The organism is Zobellella denitrificans (assembly GCF_002407485.1).
In the GTDB taxonomy this organism is placed as follows: domain Bacteria; phylum Pseudomonadota; class Gammaproteobacteria; order Enterobacterales; family Aeromonadaceae; genus Oceanimonas; species Oceanimonas denitrificans.
In genome coordinates this window covers 1684952-1707786 of sequence record NZ_CP012621.1, presented here as the reverse complement: position 1 = coordinate 1707786, position 22835 = coordinate 1684952, and the positions used below count along the sequence as shown (strand labels likewise).

Annotated in this window: 18 protein-coding genes and 1 riboswitch; of the genes, 10 read left to right on the top strand and 8 right to left on the bottom strand. The window is 57.5% G+C overall.

Annotated elements, in window-relative coordinates:
- Positions 1 to 107: 107 nt before the first annotated feature.
- From AN401_RS08125 to AN401_RS08105, 5 genes are all read right to left on the bottom strand, one after another.
- Complete coding sequence (locus AN401_RS08125) at positions 108 to 1061, bottom strand: sugar-binding transcriptional regulator (protein WP_094038475.1); 954 nt, start codon at positions 1059 to 1061, stop codon at positions 108 to 110.
- 76 nt (positions 1062 to 1137) lie between these two features.
- Positions 1138 to 2283 (bottom strand): iron-containing alcohol dehydrogenase, encoded by a 1146-nt coding sequence (locus AN401_RS08120; protein ID WP_198401848.1) that lies wholly within the window; start codon positions 2281 to 2283, stop codon positions 1138 to 1140.
- A gap of 99 nt (positions 2284 to 2382) precedes the next feature.
- Positions 2383 to 3315, bottom strand: coding sequence for a sugar phosphate isomerase/epimerase family protein (locus AN401_RS08115; protein WP_096779050.1), 933 nt, complete (start codon positions 3313 to 3315; stop codon positions 2383 to 2385).
- A gap of 19 nt (positions 3316 to 3334) precedes the next feature.
- Entirely contained in the window at positions 3335 to 4870 is a 1536-nt protein-coding gene (locus AN401_RS08110; RefSeq protein ID WP_096779049.1) for a glycerol-3-phosphate dehydrogenase, read from the bottom strand.
- Positions 4867 to 6501 carry an FGGY-family carbohydrate kinase gene (locus tag AN401_RS08105; RefSeq protein ID WP_096779048.1) on the bottom strand — a complete coding sequence of 545 codons (1635 nt, stop codon included), beginning with the start codon at positions 6499 to 6501 and terminating at the stop codon, positions 4867 to 4869. Before AN401_RS08105 ends, AN401_RS08110 begins: the two co-directional genes overlap by 4 nt.
- An 840-nt stretch (positions 6502 to 7341) precedes the next feature.
- On the opposite strand from AN401_RS08105, the gene AN401_RS08100 reads away from it, so the two are divergent.
- The 7 genes from AN401_RS08100 (at position 7342) to AN401_RS08070 (ending at position 15865) form a co-directional block, all read left to right on the top strand.
- Complete coding sequence (locus AN401_RS08100) at positions 7342 to 7992, top strand: DUF2291 family protein (protein WP_094038470.1); 651 nt, start codon at positions 7342 to 7344, stop codon at positions 7990 to 7992.
- Positions 7989 to 9548 carry a sugar ABC transporter ATP-binding protein gene (locus AN401_RS08095; RefSeq protein ID WP_094038469.1) on the top strand — a complete coding sequence of 520 codons (1560 nt, stop codon included), beginning with the start codon at positions 7989 to 7991 and terminating at the stop codon, positions 9546 to 9548. The genes AN401_RS08100 and AN401_RS08095 overlap by 4 nt, the downstream gene beginning before the upstream one ends.
- 54 nt (positions 9549 to 9602) lie before the next feature.
- Positions 9603 to 10631: an ABC transporter permease gene (locus AN401_RS08090; protein WP_094038468.1), complete on the top strand. Its 1029-nt coding sequence runs from the start codon at positions 9603 to 9605 to the stop codon at positions 10629 to 10631.
- Positions 10632 to 10727: 96 nt separating this feature from the next.
- A complete protein-coding gene (locus AN401_RS08085) occupies positions 10728 to 11675 on the top strand; it encodes a D-ribose ABC transporter substrate-binding protein (protein ID WP_094038467.1) in 948 nt (315 codons plus the stop codon).
- A 97-nt stretch (positions 11676 to 11772) separates the two neighbouring features.
- Positions 11773 to 12639, top strand: coding sequence for a DeoR/GlpR family DNA-binding transcription regulator (locus AN401_RS08080; protein WP_096780334.1), 867 nt, complete (start codon positions 11773 to 11775; stop codon positions 12637 to 12639).
- Position 12640: 1 nt separating this feature from the next.
- The gene (locus AN401_RS08075) at positions 12641 to 14155 is read left to right on the top strand and encodes an FGGY-family carbohydrate kinase (RefSeq protein WP_096779047.1); all 1515 of its coding nucleotides are present in this window, start codon (positions 12641 to 12643) and stop codon (positions 14153 to 14155) included.
- 21 nt (positions 14156 to 14176) lie between these two features.
- The gene (locus AN401_RS08070; RefSeq protein ID WP_096779046.1) at positions 14177 to 15865 is read left to right on the top strand and encodes a glycerol-3-phosphate dehydrogenase/oxidase; all 1689 of its coding nucleotides are present in this window, start codon (positions 14177 to 14179) and stop codon (positions 15863 to 15865) included.
- Positions 15866 to 15916: 51 nt separating this feature from the next.
- Here AN401_RS08070 and mtnC read toward each other — a convergent pair whose 3' ends face one another.
- The 3 genes from mtnC to glpX all read right to left on the bottom strand — a co-directional run bounded on the left by mtnC (position 15917) and on the right by glpX (position 18968).
- A complete protein-coding gene (mtnC, locus tag AN401_RS08065; protein ID WP_198401847.1) occupies positions 15917 to 16663 on the bottom strand; it encodes an acireductone synthase in 747 nt (248 codons plus the stop codon).
- 233 nt (positions 16664 to 16896) lie between these two features.
- Positions 16897 to 17565: a 3,4-dihydroxy-2-butanone-4-phosphate synthase gene (gene ribB, locus AN401_RS08060; protein ID WP_094038464.1), complete on the bottom strand. Its 669-nt coding sequence runs from the start codon at positions 17563 to 17565 to the stop codon at positions 16897 to 16899.
- A 127-nt stretch (positions 17566 to 17692) separates the two neighbouring features.
- A riboswitch (FMN riboswitch) is annotated at positions 17693 to 17850 on the bottom strand.
- A gap of 149 nt (positions 17851 to 17999) precedes the next feature.
- Positions 18000 to 18968 carry a class II fructose-bisphosphatase gene (gene glpX, locus AN401_RS08055; RefSeq protein WP_096779045.1) on the bottom strand — a complete coding sequence of 323 codons (969 nt, stop codon included), beginning with the start codon at positions 18966 to 18968 and terminating at the stop codon, positions 18000 to 18002.
- Positions 18969 to 19295: 327 nt separating this feature from the next.
- Here glpX and AN401_RS08050 point away from each other — a divergent pair, with 327 nt between their 5' ends.
- The 3 genes from AN401_RS08050 (at position 19296) to chrA (ending at position 22691) form a co-directional block, all read left to right on the top strand.
- Positions 19296 to 20279: a sugar-binding transcriptional regulator gene (locus tag AN401_RS08050; protein WP_096779044.1), complete on the top strand. Its 984-nt coding sequence runs from the start codon at positions 19296 to 19298 to the stop codon at positions 20277 to 20279.
- Positions 20280 to 20409: 130 nt separating this feature from the next.
- Complete coding sequence (locus AN401_RS08045) at positions 20410 to 21345, top strand: chromate resistance protein ChrB domain-containing protein (protein ID WP_096779043.1); 936 nt, start codon at positions 20410 to 20412, stop codon at positions 21343 to 21345.
- Entirely contained in the window at positions 21342 to 22691 is a 1350-nt protein-coding gene (gene chrA, locus AN401_RS08040; protein WP_096779042.1) for a chromate efflux transporter, read from the top strand. Before AN401_RS08045 ends, chrA begins: the two co-directional genes overlap by 4 nt.
- Positions 22692 to 22835: the final 144 nt, after the last annotated feature.

Genomic DNA, 22835 nt, shown 5'->3' with positions numbered 1-22835 from the left:
CCGGCCTTCACTTCCGGCAAGGTCGTTATTCACCCCTGGTGATATCGGAGAGCGAAGACCAAATGGTCAGCACCTGGTTATGCCGGAATATTCATTCAGAGTCGGCGCTAGCCGAGCAGGGCCTGAGCCGTGCGTTCATCCGTGATCAGCCCCGTCAGAATGCGGCTTTTCAGTATTGCACGAATGGCGTCGATTTTTCCGGGACCACCCGCAACCGCGACCACCTGCCCCTCTGGGTTGGTAGCGAAAGGAATCGACAGAATGCGAGCCGTCAGACGGGTATTCAGCAAGTTTCCCGACCTATCGAAAAAGTGGCCCGCAGCCTCGCCAACACCACCGGCTGCCGAAATCTCCTCGATTTCTTCACGGGATATAGTCCCAGACGAAACCAACTGAGCTGTCGTATCCACTGTGCCTATACCCAGCAGCTTGACGTCGGCGTGTTCGGCCATGGCAAACACATCACGAACACCTCTCTGAGAGAGCAGGACTTCACGGTCTTCGACCGTATTTGCCAACAACGGTACGGGCATAATGTAGGCAGGCGCTCCGGTCTTGCTCGACATCCAGTAAAGGACGTCATCCCGGTTTACCGCATAATCTCGCGTAAGTCCGCCGATAAGGGAGACAAAACGGACATCGTGGGCCTCCATTCGAGGCATATGAGAAATAGAGGCTGACAATGAGCGCCCCAGCGAAAGGCCGATCGTCATTGGCTTCCTGCTGGCCAGTTGCTGCCGCAGAAAACCTGCGCCCGCCTGTCCTAGGGCACGTAGCGGTATGCCCTCCTCCCCCAGATCCGGCGCAACCTGACAATAGCTGAGGCCATAAGTCCGCAAAAGCTGATTTTCCAAACCCACGCACTCGGTAATTTCGCCATCGATCGTCACTTTGATTGCGCCATCCGCAACCGCCCTGGCTATCAGACGGTGTGTCTTCACGGAAGTCAGACCCAGGCGTTTCGCGACAGCCGCCTGGGTCAAACCACCCACGTAGTGCAGCCAGGCGGCGCGAATGGCAAGAGACTCTTCGTTGTCAAGGTTGAGATCTAATTTTTCCATCTGGTACTCGTTGTCAATTTATCCCCAAGGCAATGCATGACTGTTTCTGGCTTTGCCGCTAAAGGGCAATGGCCGGTCAAACTGCAGCCTCCAACAGCTCGATCAGGTCTGCCTCCGTGAGTGCGACCGGATTCGCTTTCATCGATGAAGAACTGGCGGCAGCGTGAGCAGCGGCGAGCCTGTCCGCACGGGTAACGCCCAGTGAGGCCAGCCCCTTGAGGCCCGAATCCTTGATCCACAGATCAAAGTCGTTCAGGGCTCTTTCCGTACGGAAACCGAATTCAGCCGATATCCATGCGACGACCTGGTTGATACGGTTCACGATTTCGGGATCTCTGGCCCTGTTCAGATTCATCATCAAGCCATGAGGCAACAGGACACCACAGATAGCACCGTGCGGAGCATGGCTGATACCGCCGATAGGTCCGGCCAGTCCATGAACCACTCCGAGACCCGCATTCGCTAACGCCATGCCGCCACACACGCTGACCCATGATAGCTCATCGCGCGCGCTGACGTCTTCGCTCTGCATCAAACGGCGCAACGCCGCGAGTCCGCGAGGGATGGCGTCTCGGCAGAGCACGTCGGTCATCGGATTTGAATGCTTGCAAATAAACGGCTCGATCACTTGGGTGATGGCGTCAAGACCGGATGCCAGGGTCACCCGATACGGGGTACTATCGGTCAGGGCAGGATCCACAAGCGCCAGCCTCGGCAGCAGGCGTCTATCTCGCAAACTGACTTTGCGGCAGTGCTCGGGAACATCGATCACCGCGTTACGGGTAAGTTCGGCGCCGGTGCCGGAGGTGGTGGGCACGGCGACCAATGGCAGTGGTTCAATATTGAGCGGTAACCCCTTGCCAACAACCTCAAGGTGATCCAGCAGAGGGGTAGGGCTTGGAATCATCGCCGCCAATGCCTTGCCGGCATCGATCACCGAACCACCACCTATCGACAAAACCAGTTCAGCGCGGTGATGGCGCCCCTGCTCTATTCCCTTTTCGATAAGATCGATATCCGGCTCCCGCTCGACAACGAAAGTACTCAGCACCAGCCCTGCCTCTTCCAACCCCGTTATGACAGACGCGGTTCTCTCGGCATTACGCCCCCGTACTACCAACACGCGTTTGCCAAGCACCGTGACCCGAGCAGGCAGGGTGGCTACCTCTCCGCGACCGAAGCACAATTCAGTCGCCATGCTAAAACCAAAATTTCTGATCAAGGCTCTTTCCTTTGACTATGCGTTCCTGGGCAGCAGAAAAAAACCTTCACCTGCTGACACAGATGAAGGTCAAGGCACAACCCACTTCCGCCCCAAACGTTAAATGTTAAGCCTGTCTATACCTGAATCCAGGTAAGGAGCCCAAAAGGCCACACTCTCCGCGATATGTGCCACAACCTGGCGGTCTGTCGGCTCACGCTCTTTGAAACTCAATTCAAGACAGATCTCGTTATCCACTGCACCGCCCCGTTCCAGCGCTTCGAGCAGAGGCTTTGGTTGAATCTGGCCATTGGCATTGTATTCAGCGATAAAGGGGCGATGCCCTCCCTTGTCCATAAGGCTCTGCTTGATGTGAATAATCGGAGATACGCGCGGCACAGCCTGGGCCCAAGCATAGGGATCGTAATCCTCCGGGTTCTCGGACATTACATCACCGTGATCGATATCCGCCATCATCCACATGGGAATTGCCATGTTAGCATCGTTCAGACGCCGTTGCAGAGCCATACTGCTCTCAATCGTCTCACCAAATTCTCGGCCAATGCTCATCGGCTCCCAGAAGACATACTCCAACCCCGCCGCTTTTGCATGTTCGGCCACTTCGGACCAGCAATCGATCGCGATCCGGATCAGCGCCTCACGGCGCCCCGGATCATCAAAATCCCGATATGTCATAATTGCGAACTGGGTGCCGACCGCCTTGCCACCGAGATCGGCGGTAATATCGGCGAAGGTTTTGAACCAGTCCACGTAGTAACGCCGGACATCAGCGTCAGGGTGGCCAAAGTGATTCAGTCGGCCATAGGGGCCGGTCATTCCCGACGTGACTCTGACACCGGTGCGATCCAGCGCCGACTTCATCTGCCTTGTCAGGCGCCTGATGACGGATGCAGGCCAACTGGGGTTGATGAACTCATGGGTCAGTTGCAGATCCCGAACCTTGATCTGATGGGCCACGGTGTCAATCAAATCATCCGGGTCTGCAAAACGGTTAACCAAAGGGTTGGTGTTAAGAGCTAACGTAAGTGCCATTCAATCTACCTCTCTATAATCAGGATACCGCCGACAGACTCACTTCAGCCTTGAGCGGATAGTGATCAAACAGCCAGGCTTCTAATTTTGCCTTCTCCTCGTCATTCAAACGCAACCCTTCCTTGGTCCGCCGCGACAGTATGTCCTCTGCAGTCTGCGCCCACTCGTTCTCTACCAGATAGCGCACTTCGGCTTCATACAGGTTGGCCCCGAAGTACTGGCCGAGTCCCTTCAGTGATTGTACCTGACCGATGATCTGTCCGGTGATGGTGCCATAGAGACGGCCATAGTGGTCCAGCAGGCTACGCGGAAGCCAGGCATATTTCTGGCGCAGACTGTCGAGAAATTGCACATAATCCGCATCAGGAATGTCGCCCCCCGGAAGCGTTGCCGAGCGGGTCCAATCCGGCCCCATGCTCGGGAACAGTTTGGCGATACGCTGCAGTGCGTGTTCGGAAAGTTTGCGGAAAGTCGTGATCTTGCCGCCAAAGACATTCAACAGCGCCGCCCCCTCGGTCTCGTCGAGATCAAAAACGTAATCGCGGGTAACTGCCGATGGGTTCCCTTGGCCGTCATCAAACAGTGGCCGTACTCCGGAAAAGGTCTCGATCACATCCTCGCGACGCAATTGCTCCTTGAAGTAGCGATTAACCGCCGCCAGCAGGTATTCGATTTCACTCTCGTCTGCAGTCACCTCCTCGACCCGACCCTCGTACGGAATATCCGTAGTGCCGATCAGCGCCTTATCTCCCTCATAGGGATTGATGAAAATCACGCGCTTGTCGTGGTTCTGGAACAGATAGGCCTGCTGACCCTGCCAGAATTTAGGCACGATAATATGGGAACCTTTTACCAAGCGAATGTTCCGGTTGCTCCTGGCCCCGGCCACATCATCAATCACGTGCCGGACCCAGGGACCTGCGGCATTCACCAATACCTTGGCACGCACCTGCTGTTGTTCACCGGTGACCTCGTTGCGAGTCGTCACCAGCCAGGAACCTCTGTCCCGGCGTGCCGAGACACAACTGGTCCGGGTCAACACCTGCGCTCCCCGTTGTGCCGCATCCAATGCATTCAGGATCACCAGCCGGGCATCATCCACCCAGCAGTCGGAATACTCGAAGCCCAGGGGATAAGTATCCTTGATCGGCGCCCCCTCGGGATCACGGTGCAAATCAAGCGTACGGGTACCCGGCAGTTTTTTGCGCCCTCCGAGGTGGTCGTACAGAAACAATCCCAAACGCACCAGCCAGGCAGGACGATCCTGCTTGCTGTGTGGCAGTACGAAGCGCATCGGCCAGATAATGTGGCTGGCAGAATTCAGTAACACCTCACGCTCGATAAGTGCCTCGCGAACCAGACGAAACTCGTAGTATTCCAGGTAACGCAGGCCACCGTGCACCAACTTGCCGGAGCGGGATGAAGTGCCCTCTGCCAGGTCGTCCTTCTCACACAGAATCACCGACAGGCCTCGTCCTGCCGCGTCACGAGCAATGCCAGCACCGTTAATGCCACCGCCAATGACGAAGATATCCACCATCTGTTCTGTATTCATTCCTTTGCTCCTTTTAATTCCGATGCCGACCGTTGATCCGAATCGGAAACTTGGGACTTGCTGTATTCGCTCGAAGATGGGTGTTGCTGACTGACAAGCCGTCCCCATACCCCGGAGAGTGATTCGCGAACTTCACGGTATTCGGTGAAGAGGTCACTGTAGCGGGACGTTAGCTCCGCCTTGGCGGCTTCGACGTCACCGAGCAATGGGCTGACCCAATCGGCAATACAAGCATCCATTGAGTCGTAGATACCGTTGGCAACCGCCGCCATCATCGCCGCCCCCGCCGCGCCCGCTTCCTCCCGCGCCGACACTCGAACAGACGCCCCCAGTGAGGCAGCCAGGATGGCACGTATCTGAGGCGAGCGAGCCGCACCGCCACTCAATCGCAGTTCATTGGGTAATGGCCCCATGGCGTTGTAACAATCACGCATCGCCATCCCCAGCCCTTCAACAACGGCACGCACCAGATCGGGGAAACGATGCTGGTATGAAAGTCCGACAAAACTGGCGCGGGCATGGGCATCGACAAAGGGGCCTCGTTCACCGGCTTCTGATATATAGGGGTGATAAAGAAGTTGTCCCGTTGGGGACTGAGCCAGCCACTGATCGACTTTGGGTACGAGATCGCTCAAGTTGCTTGTCAGGCCCGCCGAAGTGAGCAGATCTGCCGCCAGGTTCAGTAGCCAATCAAGATTCAGGGTTGCCGCCATGTTGGACTGAACCTGAGTAACGCGCCCCGGAATAGGCAACGCAATAACATAACCCGTCCCTTCAGGGTTCAGGTACACTCGATCCGCGGCGACAGAACGCATATGCACGCCAGTAGAGCCGATCACCGAGCAGGCTACCCCCTCTTCTCCCGTGTGGACACCGGCGCCAAGCGCCGTCATCACCATGTCGACATAGGCCAGGGATACCGGTGTACCCGCCTTGAGTCCGGTCATTCTGGCAGCCTCAACCGACAATGGATGCGCGACCTGTGAACCATCGACGATATCGGGCAGAAGTGAACGATGGGCTGTCAACCCCAGCGCTTCGATTACGCTGTCTTCATAGCGACGGGTCCTGAAATTACCAAAGGTAAAGCAAGCCTCGGAAGGATCTGTCGCACGCACTCCGGTAAGATTCAAATAGAGCCAATCTTTGCAATGCATCGCGCAATCGGCCCTAGCCAGCAATGCCGGTTCGTGCTTGGCCATATGAGCCAGTTGACTGCCCTGCTGACAAGCATTCAGTCCTGTGCCCGTGGCTTCGAACCGTTTTCGGGATAAATAAGAACCGTTCAGATCTCTTACGGTGGGTGCCGCGCGCGCATCCAACCAGATCCAGGCGTCGGTAAACGCCCTGTTTTCGGCGTCTACCAGCCAGGTACCGTCACCCTGTGCGGTGACAGATACCGCCAGTGTGCGCTCTGCCAGCCCCGGGACTTTCTCGGCCAACACCCGCAATGACTGCGCACAATCACACCAGGTGCGTACCATGTCCTGGGTGGCCATTCCCCCCGCTCCGGTACGATACTCATTACGCACCGAGGCGACGGCTATCTGCCTGCCACGGGTATCGAAGGCGACGGATTTGATAACGGATGTACCGGCGTCGATGCCGATAAGAATATCTGCAGAGTTCATAGGGACTGCTCTCCTGCCGGCTTCTGCCAAAAAAAGCAGCTATGTCGCTTGAGGTAGATCATCTTGACTCCCAGGAGTTGATGGAAGCCGCTGGGTACATCCGGAGAATGCTCTCACAGAGATAACACAGAGACTGAAATTTTTTCACATGTGTGTAAATTATTTCCACTAACCCATCTACTGTCAACCCAAAGTTTCCCCCCTCGTCCCCCTCAGCTCGTCGCTTGCTCCGGCACCACCATCGACAACCGACTAGCCTATGACCACCAGAACGACTCGTGAGAAACGATCAAAAATAAACATAACAAATTGTTTTTTAATTAATTTATTAAATATAACAAGCATGACCTAGAGCACCATACGACCAGCTACTGGCTATAGAAATGCCAGGGCCAGAAAAGTTGACTGAGCTCACACGGCTAAAACAACAGTGATATTTTTATCCATCAATGTAAAAAATTTCATTGACAGCCAATGTGATTTATCCGACTGTAAACGGAGAATTTCACGTTAACTTAACACTTGGTACACATTGCAAGGATGCTGCGCGGACTAGGTTTGCTCGTTGAAAATCACAGACAAACAGCATGCTTGAGCTTGGAACGAGACAAATAGCAATGATCCAGACGAGTTCAATATCCGTAGTACAAAGTTCACCGCTACACCCAGGGCGCACTCAAGGTGAGTGCAGAAATCTGCACATGCATCGCCCCGCGTCTATTCATTCCTGTTCACCTCTGCCCAAGCTGAGGCGTCCTCATCGGGCAGCAGTTGGCCAACACATCATTCGTTCTTGTCAGGCAGAGAGTTCCTCATGCCTGTGTCAGATGGGTACTCAATATGCAAACTGAATTGTCTCAACGCTTAGCGTCCCAATCCCGTCGCCGCTTGTTCGCAGGAGCAGCCGTTGCAGCCGTCCTCGTTTCGGCCATGGCTCTGGACACCAAGGTGATCGTTTTAGGCTCGGATCAAGACATCCGCCAGCAAGCCTTCTCGCCCGATGCCTATGGTCAGCAAGAGTTTCCGCGGATCCGACATCACATTCTCGAGAATGCCGTCGATGCCAGGGTGCTGTGGGAGGATATCCAGCTCGACAAGGCTGCGGCTGGCCAGAAGTATGGTGTCAGCGCCGGTGCCGGCTCGGTGATTCCCGTCTCCTTCAGCGGCACAGTAGGCAGCGGTAATGCAGGCATTTATTACGTGGATGTGGAAGGCATGCCCGACGGTCAGAAAATACGGATTCAGACAGGGCCCGCCATTCACGGAACGGACATCCGTGACGCCACAGGCACTATCGAGTTCGGTCAATTCAAGAACCAGATCGAATATCAGGACGTAGGGGCTGCCCTGAACAGGGCGATGAAAGACGAAGTCCTGGCGTCCATCGACACCTCATCACTGACCGGCAAAACAGTTGAGGTGACAGGTGTGTTCAAGTTGATCAACACAAATAACTGGCTGGTTACTCCAGTAAGGCTGGAAGTCAAATGAGTATTAATGCAAGTGATGTAAGGGAAATCCCTCGCGAGCGCCCGGATAAGACAGAGGTAGTGCTGGCTGCACGTCACATTGCCAAGTCCTACGGCAATACCCATGCGTTGAAGGGGGTAAACTTCGATATTCATCGCGGTCAGGTGACTACGCTCTTCGGAGAGAACGGAGCAGGGAAGTCCACGCTGATGAAGATCCTGTCGGGCGTTGTGACGCCGACATCCGGTGACATCCTGCTGGACGGAGAGGCGGTGGCCTTTTCATCCTCCTCCGAAGCTCAGGAGCGGGGTATTTCCATCATTCATCAGGAGCTAAGCCTGGCCCCCAACCTCAATGTCCGCGACAACATTTTCATGGGCCGAGAGATAATGACAGCCTCGGGTATCGATTACGCGGAGGAAGAGCGACTGACGCGGCAGTTGATGAAAGAGCTGGAAGAGGATATTGACCCCCTCACGCCCGTGGAGGAACTACGCCTGGGACAGCAGCAGATCGTTGAGATTGCGCGCGCCCTGTCGGTTAACTCTCGCGTATTGATCATGGACGAACCCACCTCAGCCCTGAGCGCGTCCGAAGTTGAGGTGCTGTTCAAGGTGATTCGCGACCTGACCAGCCGCGGTGTTTCCATCGTGTACATATCCCATCACCTCGAAGAGGCATTGCAGATTACCGATCATGCTGTCGTGCTGCGCGATGGCACCATGACCGCCTACGCCCAGCGGAAGGATATCGATCTGGAGTGGATCGTCCGCCATATGGTCGGCGAAAACTTCGATCTGGGATCCCCTCCGAGCGGTTATGAGATGGGAGAAAATGCTCTGACGATCAAGGGCCTGAGCGTTACCAGCGAAAGTGGCGGCTACAACCTGGTCGATAACTTGTCCCTGAATGTACGTGCCGGTGAGATTGTCTGTATCTATGGTCTGATGGGGGCAGGAAGAACCGAACTCATGGAATGCATCGGCGGGCGGCTCAAAGCCTCCTCCGGCCAGGTACTGCTGCATGGTCAGGAAGTCTCCGGTCTTTCGATCGGACAGCGTATTCAAGCAGGCCTGGTTCTGGTGCCCGAAGACCGTCAGCGCGACGGTTTGGTACAGACCATGAGTGTCGGGCAGAACCTCTCACTGGCCAGTATCGGCGCCTTTACCCGCCGGCTCGTAACATCGCTGAAAGATGAGCAACGGATCATCGACACCATGATCCGTGATATTACCGTCAAGACTGCCGGCGGTGAGGCGGAGATAGGTTCCCTCTCCGGCGGAAATCAACAGAAAGTGGTCATTGGCAAGATGCTGGCCACTCATCCCAGCGTGGTGCTGCTGGACGAGCCCAGCCGAGGTATCGATATCGGGGCCAAAGCCGAGGTATTCAAGTTATTGGCGGAACGAGCCAAATCCGGACTCGCTGTCATTTATTCCACCTCAGAGGTCGGAGAATGCCTAAGCATCGCACACCGCATCATCGTGATGCATCGCGGTCGCATAGCTGCTGAGTTTGGTCCATCCGTGACTAAAGAAGAGATCATGGCGGCTTCCGGTGAATCGGTAGTCCACTAATACATTCTGACATGCGAGGTATAAAAAATGACAGCTACTATTGGAAGTCAAGCAATGTATAAGACAGAGAGTAAGACCGGAAAAAGTCTGAATATCGGCCGTCTGCTACTCGAAGGACGAGCATACTTCGCTCTTATTGCAATCATCATCGTTTTTTCTTTAATGTCACCGAACTACTTAACGGTGAATAACCTGCTCATCATGTCTTCGCACGTGGCTATATTCGGGCTGCTCGCAATCGGCATGCTGCTGGTCATTCTCAACGGTGGTATCGATCTGTCCGTAGGCTCTACCCTTGGTCTTTCCGGTGTGTTTGCCGGTTATCTGATGCAAGGAGTACAGGTTGATGCCATGGGGGTTATTCTCTATCCGCCGGTCTGGGTTGTCGCATTACTCACCTGTATGTTGGGCGCCGCCATCGGCATCATAAATGGTGTTCTGATCGCTCATTTCCGCGTTCCCCCTTTCGTCGCCACATTAGGCACGCTTTATGTCGCCAGAGGTGCTGCTTTGCTGATGACCGATGGCCTGACTTTCAATAAACTCGCAGGCGCGGAAGAGCTCGGTAATACCGGTTTTGACTGGCTTGGTTTCAACCGACTGGCCGGCATTCCCATCAGTGTGATTATCATGGTGGCAGTCGCCATTCTCTGCGGGATAATGCTCAGTCGTACCGCCTTCGGCCGCTGGCTCTATGCTTCTGGCGGCAACGAGCGCGCAGCCGAGCTGTCTGGTATCCCCACCAAGCGCGTCAAGATTGTCGTGTATATGTTGTCCGGCATCTGTGCAGCCATAGCAGGTCTGGTGCTGTCGTCACAGCTGACCTCGGCAGGTCCTACCGCCGGTACCACTTACGAACTGACAGCGATTGCGGCTGTCGTCATTGGCGGAGCAGCCTTGACCGGCGGACGCGGTAACGTCCGCGGCACCCTGCTTGGCGCATTTGTTATCGGTTTCCTGTCTGACGGTCTCGTGATCATCGGTGTTTCTGCTTACTGGCAGACCGTATTCACGGGAGCAGTCATTGTCCTTGCTGTTCTGCTGAATAGCTTGCAGTACAAACGCAAAGGTAAAAGCAGCTGACATAAAAACTGATTCATACCCTGTGCGGCTCGCCGGATCGGGTAAGGAAAACCCGCCGAGTCTCGGCAATCGAAAAACCAAAATGGAGTTTACAGCATGTTGAAATACACTAAACGTCTTCTGGCAGTTTCGGCTGCAACCCTGTCGCTAATGACCACCTCGGCCTGGGCGGATGGACTTATTTCAATCATCGTCAATGATCCTTCCAACCCTTATTGGCGCACCGAGGGAGAAGTCGCTAAACAAACTGCAGAAAGCCTGGGCTACCAAGCCACAGTTGCTGCACACCGGGGGGATACCAACGCCGAGAGCAACTTGATTGATACTGCAATTACCAACAAGTCCAAAGCGATCATTCTTGACCCGGCCAATGCGGACGGCTCTATCGGTGCCGTACGCAAAGCCCATAGCGCGGGCATTCCCGTCTTCTTGATCAACGCCGAGATCAACGAAGAAGGGCTGGCCAAAGCCCAGTTGGTATCGAACAATGCACAGGGGGCAGAACTCGGTGCCATGCAATGGGTCGAAAGCATGGGTGATACCGGAAAATATGTAGAGCTGCTCGGGGCTCCATCCGATAACAACTCGCACACACGTTCAAACGGCTACGTTACGGTTCTTAGCCAATATCCCGATCTGGTCCGGGTGGCCGGCGACATCGCCAACTGGGATCGCACCCAGGGCTATACCAAAATGCAGTCGATGCTGCAGGCCAACCCCAATATCACCGGCGTCATCAGCGGTAATGACGAAATGGCGCTGGGTGCCATCGCAGCCCTTAAAGAAGCGGGCAAGCTGTCTCAGGTCAAGGTTGGCGGCTTCGACGGCTCCCCTGATGCAATTGATGCTATCAGGGCGGGAGAGCTGGAATACACCGTCCTGCAGCCTGTCGCAGTGTTTGCCGAAGCCGCCGTACGCCAAGCCGACAACTACCTGCGTACCGGCAGTACCGGCGTCGATAGAGAGAAGCAACTGTTCGATTGTGTCATCGTCACGGCCGACAACGTCGACAAATACACCTCCCCCTTCGTTCTTACCCAGTGATCCGACCTGAAGGTGCCCTGTGGGCACCTTCCTTTTTTGCTGCTTCAGCAACTGTTTCAGCATTCCCGGTCTGGATCAAGTTATGCGGAATATAGCAATGACCAGAAAAAAAAATGCCCCCGCACTCGATCTCATTTTCAATGACGTCATCCCCTCCGATAGCCGTCAGGCCAGGCAGCTTACGCGTCGACAACTGATTGTAGAGGCAGTGATCCAGGAAGGTTCAGTGCGTATTGAAGATCTCGTTGAGCGTTTCGGTATCAGCCTGATGACCATTCACCGGGATCTGGATGAATTAGAAGAACGGGGCTTGCTGCGCAAGGGACGAGGCATCGTTTCAGCAACACCCACCAGCTTGGTCGAAGCCAGCGACCTTTATCGCTCCTCCCGACAACTGAGAGAAAAGCAAGCCATTGCCAAGGCAGCCGTTGAAAGCATAGAGCCTGGCCAATCACTGTTTCTCGACGATTCGACCACTGTGTTTCAGATGGCACGCTTGCTCCCCGGCAAGGCTCCCCTGACCGTGATAACCAACTCGTTGTCGCTGATTAACGAAATGAAAGACAGCAGCGACATCAACCTGATTAGCCTGGGAGGACAATACCAGAGCTGGTGCAACGCTTTTCTCGGTCAGATTACCCGTCACGAAATATCCATGCTCAGTGCCGACCTGTGTTTCGTTTCCATGTCAGCCATCGTCAACGGCCAGATCTTCCATCAGTCTCCCGAAATGGTTGAGACCAAGAAGGCCATGTATGACTCTGCCAGCCGGCGCATTCTGCTGGCCGATCACACCAAATTCGAAAGAAGAGCGCTGTACCGCTATTTGGCGTTGGCTGACTTCGACTCAGTAATCGTTGATGAACTGACCCCTGAAAGTGAGATAGACAAGATACGAAACCAGGGCATAGAGGTCCGCATCGCCAAACTGGGCTCTTTACACTCTGTTCACAACGGGGAGTGACATGAAATATATCCTAGGAATAGACAGCGGACTGACCGTCACCAAGGCAGCGGTTTTCGATAGCAACGGTCGCACAGTGGCAGTATCCAGGCGGCGATTGCCACAATTGCTGCCGCAACCCCACCGGGTCGAGCGGGATATGCACATGCTGTGGCAACAAACCGCGGAGGTTATCAAGGAAGCCATTCATCACAGCGGATGCCGGCCATCGGATATAGCCGTGGTCTCGGTAACAGCTCATGGAGACGGAGTTTATCTGCTCGACCACCAGCAAAATCCTCTTGGCCCCGGCATACTCTCTCTCGATACCCGCGCTCACCCGATCGTTTGCGAATGGCGAGAGCGGGGCCTGGACAGGGATGCAATAACGCTCTCCGGCCAGGTTCCTCACCCATCGGCGCCTTCCGCCTTACTGAGCTGGATACAGCGGCACCAGCCGGAGCGCTACAAGAAGATAGGCACCATACTGAGCTGCAAGGACTGGTTGCGCTATTGCCTGAGCGGTTCGCTGGGCACAGACATGACCGAAGCCAGCACATCGTTTACAGCCGTCGAAACCCAACAATACGACGGCGCTATCCTGCAGCTCTATGGCCTTGACTCACTCTATTCAGCACTTCCTGAGATGGCCCCGTCGGCCCAGATCGTCGGAGCGGTCACAGCAAAAGCCGCCGGGCAAACCGGATTGCTTGAGGGTACACCGGTTGCCGCTGGCCTCCACGATGTGACGGCATCGGCCTTGGGCATTGGGGGGCATAGTCTGCACAATGCCACTATCGTGGCCGGAACCTACTCCATCAACGAGGTCCTCGCCGATCAACCCAAGCTGGACCCAGGCTGGTTCTGCCGTAATTCCATCGAGCCCGGACTCTGGCACTGTATGTCGATCTCGCCCGCCTCGGCCACCAACTACGACTGGTTTATAGATACCTTTTTCGCATCGGAACGAGAAGTATCCGTCTCTATTCACCAACGCCTGAACGACGAATTGACAACGGCGATGCAAGCGCCCAGCGCCACTCTATTCCACCCTTATCTTTTCGGATCACCATTTGGTGGCAACAGCAGTGGGGGTTTCTTGGGCGTTCATGGCTGGCATGACCGAGGCACACTACTGAAGGCAGTAATCGAGGGGATAGTGTTCAACCACCGCTGGCACGTGGAAAAGCTCCAGGGCAGCTTTCCAATCCAGCATATTCATCTCACGGGTGGAATCTCGAGAAACACCAATATTGCCCAGATGTTTGCCGACATATTGGGTCTGCCTGTCGATGTGAGTACGACGGAGGAACCCGCTGCCTGGGGGGCTGCCCTCTGTGGTGGCGCAGCAACCGGCCTGTTCGAAAGCGCTTTTTGCGATCCCAGGGAGCTCAGCACTCTCAGGCATACCTATCAGCCTCGAACCGAACGCACCGAACTCTTCGATGCTCGCTACCGAATTTTCTGTCAGGCAGCGGAGCAACTACAGCCAATCTGGGATGCGCTGGCGTCGCACCCCATGCCACAGGGACTTTGAACCAGGAGCAGATAAATCAAGATGCAAGCAACTTCACCCTCTATATCAGAGCCTTGTGCACCGACTCCGGTCGATGTACTGATTATCGGCGCCGGGATAAATGGAGCAGGCCTGTTCCGAGACCTCTGTGAGCAGGGCATCACAGCGATGCTGGTCGACAAGGGCGATTACGGCTCCGGCACCAGCGCTGCGCCCTCACGACTGATCCATGGGGGCATTAAATACCTGGAAACAGCCGAGTTGCGACTGGTCGCCCAATCGGCACTAGAGCGCAACCTGCTGCTTAAAAACGCACCGCATCAGGTGCATCCCCTGAAGACGACGATTCCCATCTTTTCCTGGTTCAAGGGAACAACGGCGGCACTGCGTACCCTGTTTGGCAGCACCTCGGCCCCCCGGAGTCGGGGCGCCGTGCTCGTCAAGATCGGACTCAGGCTTTATGACTATTTTGGCGCCCAGAATCGGGTCATGCCCAGACACCGGATGCTTTCCAAAAAACGGGCTTTGAGCATATTGCCCAACCTGACGAATCGCATCGTCGCGGCCGGCGTCTATTACGATGCGAAAGTCAACTACCCCGAACGGTTGGTGCTGGAGCTGGTGCAGGATGGACTCGGTGCCAATCCCAAAGCTCGGGCCTTGAACTATACCCGGGTACTCGGTCAGACATCGGGTATCGTCGAATTGCAAGGCGATAGCGGCCAGCGCTACCGTGTGCAGCCGAAAATCGTGGTCAACGCGGCCGGTCCCTGGATTGACAAGGTGAATCAGTCTATTGGCGTCCAAAGCACGCTCATAGGCGGTACCAAGGGCTCACACGTTATAATTGACCATCCTGAGCTGGCGCAACAACTGAAGGATCAGATGATCTACTTCGAAGCCGATGACGGTCGTATCTGCCTGATCTTCGAATACTTGGGGCGACTGATCCTCGGCTCCTCCGATATCCCCCATGACGATCCCGACCAAGTAGGCTGTACCGAAGCCGAACTGCAATACTTTCTCAACAGCGTGCGCGCCCTTCTACCCGGAACCCAGATCACTCAAGAGCAGATCGTCTATGCCTATTCCGGAATACGACCTTTGCCCCGCTCCCAAGCCAGGGAGCCTGGATTAATCAGTCGTGATCACTCAGCTCCTCGCATCGACGCCACTCCGGAGCGGCCCTTCTCAATACTGTCATTGGTCGGTGGCAAATGGACCACTTTCCGGGGCTTTGCCGAAGAGGTAGCCGATACGCTCCTTGAAGAGCTGAAACATCCTCGCAAGTGCTCGACCCGGCAACTCAGCATCGGCGGAGGAGCCGGCTACCCTGAACCCCATGAGCGCCATGACTGGATCAGAGCACTCGCCGACAACACCGGCCTGACCGAAGTACGTATCCAACAACTGCTGGAGCGTTACGGCACCAGGGCAGCAGCGATAGCACAACAAGAAAGCACAACGAACCGGAAAGAAAAGCTGGAGTCGGGCACCGCATACAGTCCGGCCGAGCTCGACTGGATAGCGCGTCACGAACAGGTCGTGCACCTGGATGATCTGCTCATTCGCCGGACAGCGCTTGCAGTACGCGGCGATCTCGATATTGCAGGAATAGAGGAAATATCCGCTATTGTGGCAGCGGCGCTGGGGTGGCCGGAATCAGTGAGACTGGACGAGGTAAAAAAAAGCATTGAGCTTCTGCGAACAAAGCATCAAGTGAAACTCTGATTGTTGAATCTGTGGCTGCTCCGCCCGACAAAGGGAGCAGCCACCTTCCTATTAAAATTCGAATACGGCATCCAGCTCATCAAAACTGCTGACTGACGGGTGTCTGTCAGCGTTATCCGGACTGTCACCGCGGATCAACAGGCAGGTCTGCATGCCTGCCTCTGCAGCCGCATCCAACTCCTGAACAACGTCCGATAGAAAGAGGACTGCGCCGGCTTCACAAGCTATCGACTCGATAATGTGGCGATAGGCGACCGATTCACGTTTTGCGCCTATTTCGGTATCGAAATAGCCGCTCAGAAACGGCGTCATGTCTCCCTCAACGGTATGTCCGAAGATGCCAATCTGTGCGTCAACAGACCCCGACGAGAAAACATAGACAGGAATACCGTTCTCGTACCAGCCTTTTATGTGCGTATAGGCATCGGCATATACATGGCTGGTAAACAGCTTTTCCTCGAAGGCCTGCTTCCAGACTTTCCCCTGCAACGCCTTTAGCGGTGTAGCTTTGACATCCTGTTCTACCCACTGCAGCAACTTCCCGATGACGACATCCGGCTCAGTTGAACCAACCTCCTGTTCTACCTGCGCCAAGTAGGGCCTGATCTCGGGATCGGTCCAGTATGCCTTTACAAATGCAGGTAGGTGCTCCTTCGAATAGGGGAAAAGCACCTGATGGACAAACTCGATATTGCTCGTTGTACCTTCTATATCAGTCACGACCGCTCTAATCTTCATCATCTGCCCCTTACAGTGTTTATTACTCTGGTTGAAAGCCGCCGCCGCGACCGTTTTCATTCCCAGCCATGCAGCAGCATAGTCAGTTCCTCAGCTTGGCGAACTTTTCGACCACGAGCCCAAACCCCGAAATAGCATTAAACATCAACGGCAAACTCAGGAAACGCATTATGCCAAGGCCGAGATCTCGCCAGGTCTGAGGCCCTACCCCCACCATTGGGTCGCCGATACATTCTGGCAACAAGCCGCCCACCCTTGGTGAGCGGCCTCGAATTTTACGCCGGCCCCCTTATTCAGCCGGCCTCGGCCAGCAGTTCGCTGCGGTATTGGACGATGTCCTCGATGGTCAGCACCGGCATGTCGTGCCGCTTGCCGAAGGCCACGATTTCCGGCAACCGGGCCATGGAGCCGTCCTCGTTGGTCAGCTCGCACAGCACCCCGGCGGGCTTGAGCCCCGCCAGTTTCATCAGATCCACGGTGCCTTCGGTGTGGCCGCGCCGGCTCAATACTCCACCAGGCTGGGCCTTGAGGGGGAAGATATGGCCGGGACGGGCCAGGTCGGCGGCCCGGGCGCCGTCGGCGATGGCGGTCCTGACCGTGGTCACCCGGTCGGCGGCGGACACGCCGGTGCTCACCCCTTCCTTGGCCTCGATGCTGACGGTAAAGGCGGTCTGGTTCTTGCTGGAGTTATCGACCACCATGGGCGGCAGCTCCAACCGGCGGGCCAGCTCGTCGGTGATGCACAGGCAGACGATGCCGCTGCATTCACGGATCATCAGCGCCATCTGCGCAGAAGTCAGGCTCTCGGCCGCATAGATGAGATCCCCTTCGTTTTCCCGGTCTTCATCATCCACCACCAGCACGCCCTGCCCGGCTCGCAGGGCGAGCAGGGCGCGTTCCACGCGCTCGATGGGGGTACCGAATTCGGCTAAAAGAGAAGGACTTTGAACAAACTGATTCATGGTAAAAGCTCCTGTTGCTACCAGAACCAGGGCATGGGAACAGTGGCTTTCCGCCAGGGAAAGCCTTTCAGGATACCGGCAAAACGACGATGCGACACCGCCGCCCTGGGGCGGCGGAGGCCGGCTCCCTTATCCTCTTCCATCCGGACTATCACCGTCGGCTCTGGCGTCTCACCAGATCTGCTGACCCCGGCCACAGGCCGGGCGCTCGCGGGCTCGTTGCCACCCATGGGGCTGCTGCAACATACCGCCGGTGGGGACTTTCACCCCGCCCTGAGAATAAGTAAATAAAATAAAACACCGCATTGGCGGCACGGCATTGTACGACACCGGCGCCCAAGTTTTAAACCAATATTGCACCCAGCCTATGGCTGTGCAGCCCCGGGCCATGCGGACAAGGGACGCACCTTGCGGCAGGTCCCGCCCGAACCGCCTCAGTGCTGGGCGCGGATGCGTCGCACCGCCTTGGTTTGGCCGCAGATCACCAGCGTTTCCGTGGTCAACCGGCCATCGTCGTAGCGACGGACGCCTTCCAGCAGCTCGCCCCCGGTGATGCCGGTGGCCAGGAAAGCGATGTCGTCGGAGCGAACCATCTCCTCCAGCGTCAGCGCCGCTCCCGCGACCACGCCCATCTCCCGGCAACGACGGGCCTCCTGCTCACTGGCGGCGTCGTTGGCGGGGCTCGCCCCCTTGGCCTCGCTGCGCAGCAGCAGTCGGCCCTGCATGTCACCCCCCAGGCTGCGCGCCACCGCGGCGGAAATCACCCCCTCGGGCGCACCGCCGATACAATACATCATGTCGATGCCGGTATCGGGCAGGCAGGCCAGCACCGAGGCCGCCACGTCACCGTCGGGAAAGGCGAATACCCGTGCCCCCAACCGGTGCAGCTCGGCAATCACCGCCTCGTGGCGGGGCTTGGCCAGCGTCGCCACCGTCAGTTCGGACAACGGCTTGCCCAAGGCTTGCGCCACCGCCCGGGCATTGTCGGCCAGGGAGCGCTGCAGATCGATACTCCCCCTGGCCCCCTGCCCCACCACCAGCTTTTCCATGTACATGTCGGGTGCCGAGAGAAAACTCCCCCTGGCTCCCGCCGCCAGCACCACCAGCGCATTGGCCTGGCCCATGGCGGTCATGCGGGTGCCTTCGATGGGGTCCACCGCTATGTCCACGGCCACACCGCCCCGTCCCAGTTGCTCGCCGATATAGAGCATGGGCGCCTCGTCGATTTCCCCCTCGCCGATCACGATGCGACCGTCGATCGGGCTCTGATTGAGCAAGTCGCGCATGGCCACCACGGCGGCCTGGTCGGCGGCGTTCTTGTCGCCGCGGCCCAGCCAGGCGTAGCCGGCCAGAGCCGCGGCCTCGGTCACCGCGCTCAGGCGGTAGAGCAGGTCCTGATCCATCTAAAGCCTCCCTTCAAGATATGGCGCCGGCAGGCTGCCGCGCACCTTGCTGGTCGAACACAGGGTAGCGCCGCCACCAAACAAATGTCAATGATAAAAACAAATGAACAAAGCACGCATTCTGATGAAATCCCACAAACATTCTAAAATCACAGTTAAACCGCAAAAATCGTCAAAATAATGACTAATCAAGGCCATGACCCGCCATAAATCAGCACATCATTAGTTATTAATAAAAACTTATGTCACAAACACCCGTGCGACCGGCTTCTGTTACTTAAGTGCCTGATGTAGAATGACCGCCGGATAAAAAGGGGGAATCTTCATATGCTGGATCGGCAGGAAAGCGCGGAAATCGCACTGATGACGGAAATCGCCACGCTCTATTACGTGGAAGGCGAGACCCAGGAGGCCATCGCCCAGCGCCTGGACATGTCCCGCATCAAGGTCGGCCGCCTGATCAAGCGGGCCCACGCGGTCGGCATCGTCGACGTGCGGGTGCGCCACCACCCCTCGGTGAGCGCCGATATCGAAAAGGCGCTGATTGAACGTTTCGGCATCAAGCGCGCGCTGATCGCCCTGGATCACACAGACCCCGAACGCCAGCGCTCGGAGGTGGCGTCGCTGGTGGCCGATCACCTCACCCGTCAGCTCAGCGACGGCAGCGTGGTGGCGGTGGGCATGGGCCGCAATGTGGGCGCGGTGGCCGACAATGTGTTTACCGACAACAGCTACAAATGCTCCTTCGTCTGCGCCATCGGCGGCTCGCTCAAGGCCGGCGAGTACATGAACCCGGATCACATTTGCCGCCGCCTGGCCGCCAAGTTCGGCGGCGACAGCGAAACCCTCTATGCTCCCGCCCTGGTGCAACACCCGGAGCTGCGCCAGCAATTGCTGGAAAACAGCACGGTGCGCCAGACCCTGGATCGGGCCCGGCGCGCCGACATGGCGCTGATCGGGGTGGGCGACATGAGCGAAGACAGCAACATGGTGCGCATGGGCTGGTTCTCCCCCCAGGAGATCGCCGAGGCCCGGCTGTTGGGCACGGTGGGCGACATGATGGGGTACGACTTCATCGACATCCATGGCCAGACTTCCCAAACCAAGATGCAGGGCCGGGTGATCGGGCTGACCATCGGCGATCTGGCGCGGATCCCGGACGTCATCGCCATCGCCAGCGAAAGAACCAAGGCCGCCGGCATCCTTGGCGCCCTGCGCACTGGGGTGATCGACACCCTGGCCACCAGCTCGGCCAATGCCCTGACGGTGCTCAGCCTGGACGACGCCACCCGTAAAAAAGAGCAACCATAACCCCTCGCATCGAAGACAACTGCAGATTGGCACCTTGCTGTGGTGGGGCGCTGGCGGAGCTCTTGCGCAGGGGAAAAGACATCACTATTCTTGTAGCACTCTCTACAAAAATGTCTTTATCTCTACAACTATGAACTGGCTACTGTTGATCCTGACGCTGCCCACCGGGAATGCCACCGCGCGCATGCGGGCCTGGCGGGCGCTCAAGGCCTCCGGCGCCGCCGTGCTGCGCGACGGTGTCTACCTGCTGCCGGCACGGGACGAGCTGCGGCCGACCCTTCGCCAGATCGCCCGGGATGTCGGCGAACAGGGCGGCACCGCGTTTTTGCTCGACACCCGCAACGAAGAAGGACCGGATTTTGTCCCCTGGTTTGATCGCGGCCAGGAGTTCAAGGAATTCCTGGGCGAACTCGCCGAACTGCAGGCACAGTTGGCCGCCACGCCAGCCCAGGACAACCTCAAACAGGTACGCAAGTTGCGCAAGCGCTTCGGCCAGTTGGCCGCCATCGACTTTTTCCCCGGCCAGCCCCAACACCAGGCGGAAACGGCCCTGGTGCAGCTGGAGCGGGAAATAGCCCGTCGGATGAGCCCCGACGAACCCTGCCCGACCGGCACGCCGCTGCCGGCGCTGAATATCGCCGACTACCGCAACAGCTTGTGGGCCACCCGCGCCCGCCCCTGGGTCGACCGGCTGGCCAGCGCCTGGCTTATTCGCCGCTTTATCGATCCCGGCGCCCGGCTGCTGTGGCTGACGTCGGTGCGGGATTGTCCCCCCGAGGCGCTGGGCTTCGACTTCGACGGCGCCGCCTTCAGCCATGTCGGCGACCTGGTCACCTTCGAGGTGCTGCTGGCCAGTTTCGGCCTCGGCACAACCGCCTTGCAGCGCCTGGCCGGCATCGTCCATTACCTGGACGTGGGCGGCATCCCGCCCCCCGAGGCCAGCGGCATCGAAAGCCTGCTGGCCGGCCTGCGCGACACCCTCGCCGACGACGATGCCCTGCTGGCCGCCGCCGGCACCGTCTTCGACGGTTTACTCACCACCTTTGAAAAGGACATTTCCCGATGAAGCACCCCCTCGCCGATACCAAGGCGCCGCCGACCGAGGTCGGCTTCTGGCAGGCCCTGCTGTTCTGGCTCAAGCTGGGCTTTATCAGTTTCGGCGGCCCGGCCGGGCAAATCGCCATCATGCACAGCGAGCTGGTGGATCGCCGCCGCTGGATCAGCGAAAAGCGTTTCCTGCACGCCCTCAACTACTGCATGGTACTGCCCGGGCCCGAAGCCCAGCAGTTGGCTGTTTATATCGGCTGGCTGCTGCACCGCACCAGGGGCGGGTTGGTGGCCGGCATCCTGTTCGTGCTGCCCTCCCTGTTCATCCTTATCGGCCTGTCCTGGATCTACCTGGCCTTCGGCGATGTGCCCCTGGTGGAGGGGATTTTCTACGGCATCAAGCCGGCGGTCACCGCCATCGTGGCCCAGGCCGCCTGGCGCATCGGCTCCCGGGTACTGAAAAACCGGGTGCTCTGGGCCATCGCCACCGCCTCGTTCATCGCCATTTTCGCCTTCAACCTGCCCTTCCCGGCCATACTGCTGGGCGCCGCCCTGATCGGCTACATCGGCGGCCGCATCACCCCGTCCCGCTTCCAGGCCGGCGGCGGCCATGCCGCCTCCTCCACCGCAGCCGGCCCGGCGATCATCGACGATGACACCCCCACCCCGGAGCACGCGGTGTTCCGCTGGTCGCGGCTGGGCTGGGTGCTGCTGGTCGGTGCCCTGCTCTGGCTGTTGCCCATGGCGGCCATGACCACCACCCTGGGCTGGTCCCATGATCTGACCCAGATGGGCTGGTTCTTTACCAAGGCAGCCCTGCTGACCTTCGGCGGGGCCTATGCGGTGCTGCCCTATGTCTACCAGGGCACGGTGGGGCACCATGGCTGGGTCAGCCCCACCCAGATGATCGACGGCCTGGCGCTGGGCGAAACCACACCGGGTCCGCTGATCATGGTGGTCGCCTTCGTCGGCTTTGTCGGCGGCTATGTCAAGGCGCTGTTCGGCCCGGACAGCCTGTTCCTGGCCGGTGCCGCCGCGGCCGCCCTGGTGACCTGGTTTACCTTTTTGCCCTCTTTCCTGTTTATTCTCGCCGGCGGTCCCCTGGTGGAGTCCACCCACGGCAACCTCCACCTGACCGCCCCCCTGACGGCCATTACCGCCGCCGTGGTCGGGGTGGTCCTGAACCTGGCGCTGTTTTTCGGCTATCACGTGTTCTGGCCCCAGGGTTTTAGCGGCCTGTTCGACTGGCCATCGGCCCTGATCGCCCTCGCCGCCGCCATCGCCCTGTTCCGCTACAAGCGCAATGTGATCCTGGTGCTCAGCCTAAGTGCCCTGGCCGGGCTGGCCGTCCGTCTCTTGTTTTGATCTTTGCACATAGCCCAGAGCTCCTGACCGGGCTTTGGGCTATACACGCACCGCTGTTCCGCCTTATCTGCCGTCCATTCTCTTTATTCATTTTTCAGATAATAATTTATTTTTTTATTTCGTTTTTAAAGGTTAACCCCTGCT

Bases quoted from the DNA above. Each gene is read 5' to 3' on its own strand.
- AN401_RS08115 (WP_096779050.1), bottom strand. From the start codon at position 3,315: ATGGCACTTACGTTAGCTCTTAACACCAACCCTTTGGTTAACCGTTTT.
- glpX (WP_096779045.1), bottom strand. From the start codon at position 18,968: ATGGATCAGGACCTGCTCTACCGCCTGAGCGCGGTGACCGAGGCCGCG.
- AN401_RS08125 (WP_094038475.1), bottom strand. From the start codon at position 1,061: ATGGAAAAATTAGATCTCAACCTTGACAACGAAGAGTCTCTTGCCATT.
- AN401_RS08105 (WP_096779048.1), bottom strand. From the start codon at position 6,501: ATGAACTCTGCAGATATTCTTATCGGCATCGACGCCGGTACATCCGTT.
- chrA (WP_096779042.1), top strand. From the start codon at position 21,342: ATGAAGCACCCCCTCGCCGATACCAAGGCGCCGCCGACCGAGGTCGGC.
- AN401_RS08045 (WP_096779043.1), top strand. From the start codon at position 20,410: ATGAACTGGCTACTGTTGATCCTGACGCTGCCCACCGGGAATGCCACC.
- mtnC (WP_198401847.1), bottom strand. From the start codon at position 16,663: ATGAAAACGGTCGCGGCGGCGGCTTTCAACCAGAGTAATAAACACTGT.
- AN401_RS08100 (WP_094038470.1), top strand. From the start codon at position 7,342: ATGCAAACTGAATTGTCTCAACGCTTAGCGTCCCAATCCCGTCGCCGC.
- AN401_RS08050 (WP_096779044.1), top strand. From the start codon at position 19,296: ATGCTGGATCGGCAGGAAAGCGCGGAAATCGCACTGATGACGGAAATC.
- AN401_RS08085 (WP_094038467.1), top strand. From the start codon at position 10,728: ATGTTGAAATACACTAAACGTCTTCTGGCAGTTTCGGCTGCAACCCTG.
- AN401_RS08110 (WP_096779049.1), bottom strand. From the start codon at position 4,870: ATGAATACAGAACAGATGGTGGATATCTTCGTCATTGGCGGTGGCATT.
- AN401_RS08075 (WP_096779047.1), top strand. From the start codon at position 12,641: ATGAAATATATCCTAGGAATAGACAGCGGACTGACCGTCACCAAGGCA.
- AN401_RS08090 (WP_094038468.1), top strand. From the start codon at position 9,603: ATGTATAAGACAGAGAGTAAGACCGGAAAAAGTCTGAATATCGGCCGT.
- AN401_RS08070 (WP_096779046.1), top strand. From the start codon at position 14,177: ATGCAAGCAACTTCACCCTCTATATCAGAGCCTTGTGCACCGACTCCG.
- AN401_RS08095 (WP_094038469.1), top strand. From the start codon at position 7,989: ATGAGTATTAATGCAAGTGATGTAAGGGAAATCCCTCGCGAGCGCCCG.
- ribB (WP_094038464.1), bottom strand. From the start codon at position 17,565: ATGAATCAGTTTGTTCAAAGTCCTTCTCTTTTAGCCGAATTCGGTACC.
- AN401_RS08080 (WP_096780334.1), top strand. From the start codon at position 11,773: ATGACCAGAAAAAAAAATGCCCCCGCACTCGATCTCATTTTCAATGAC.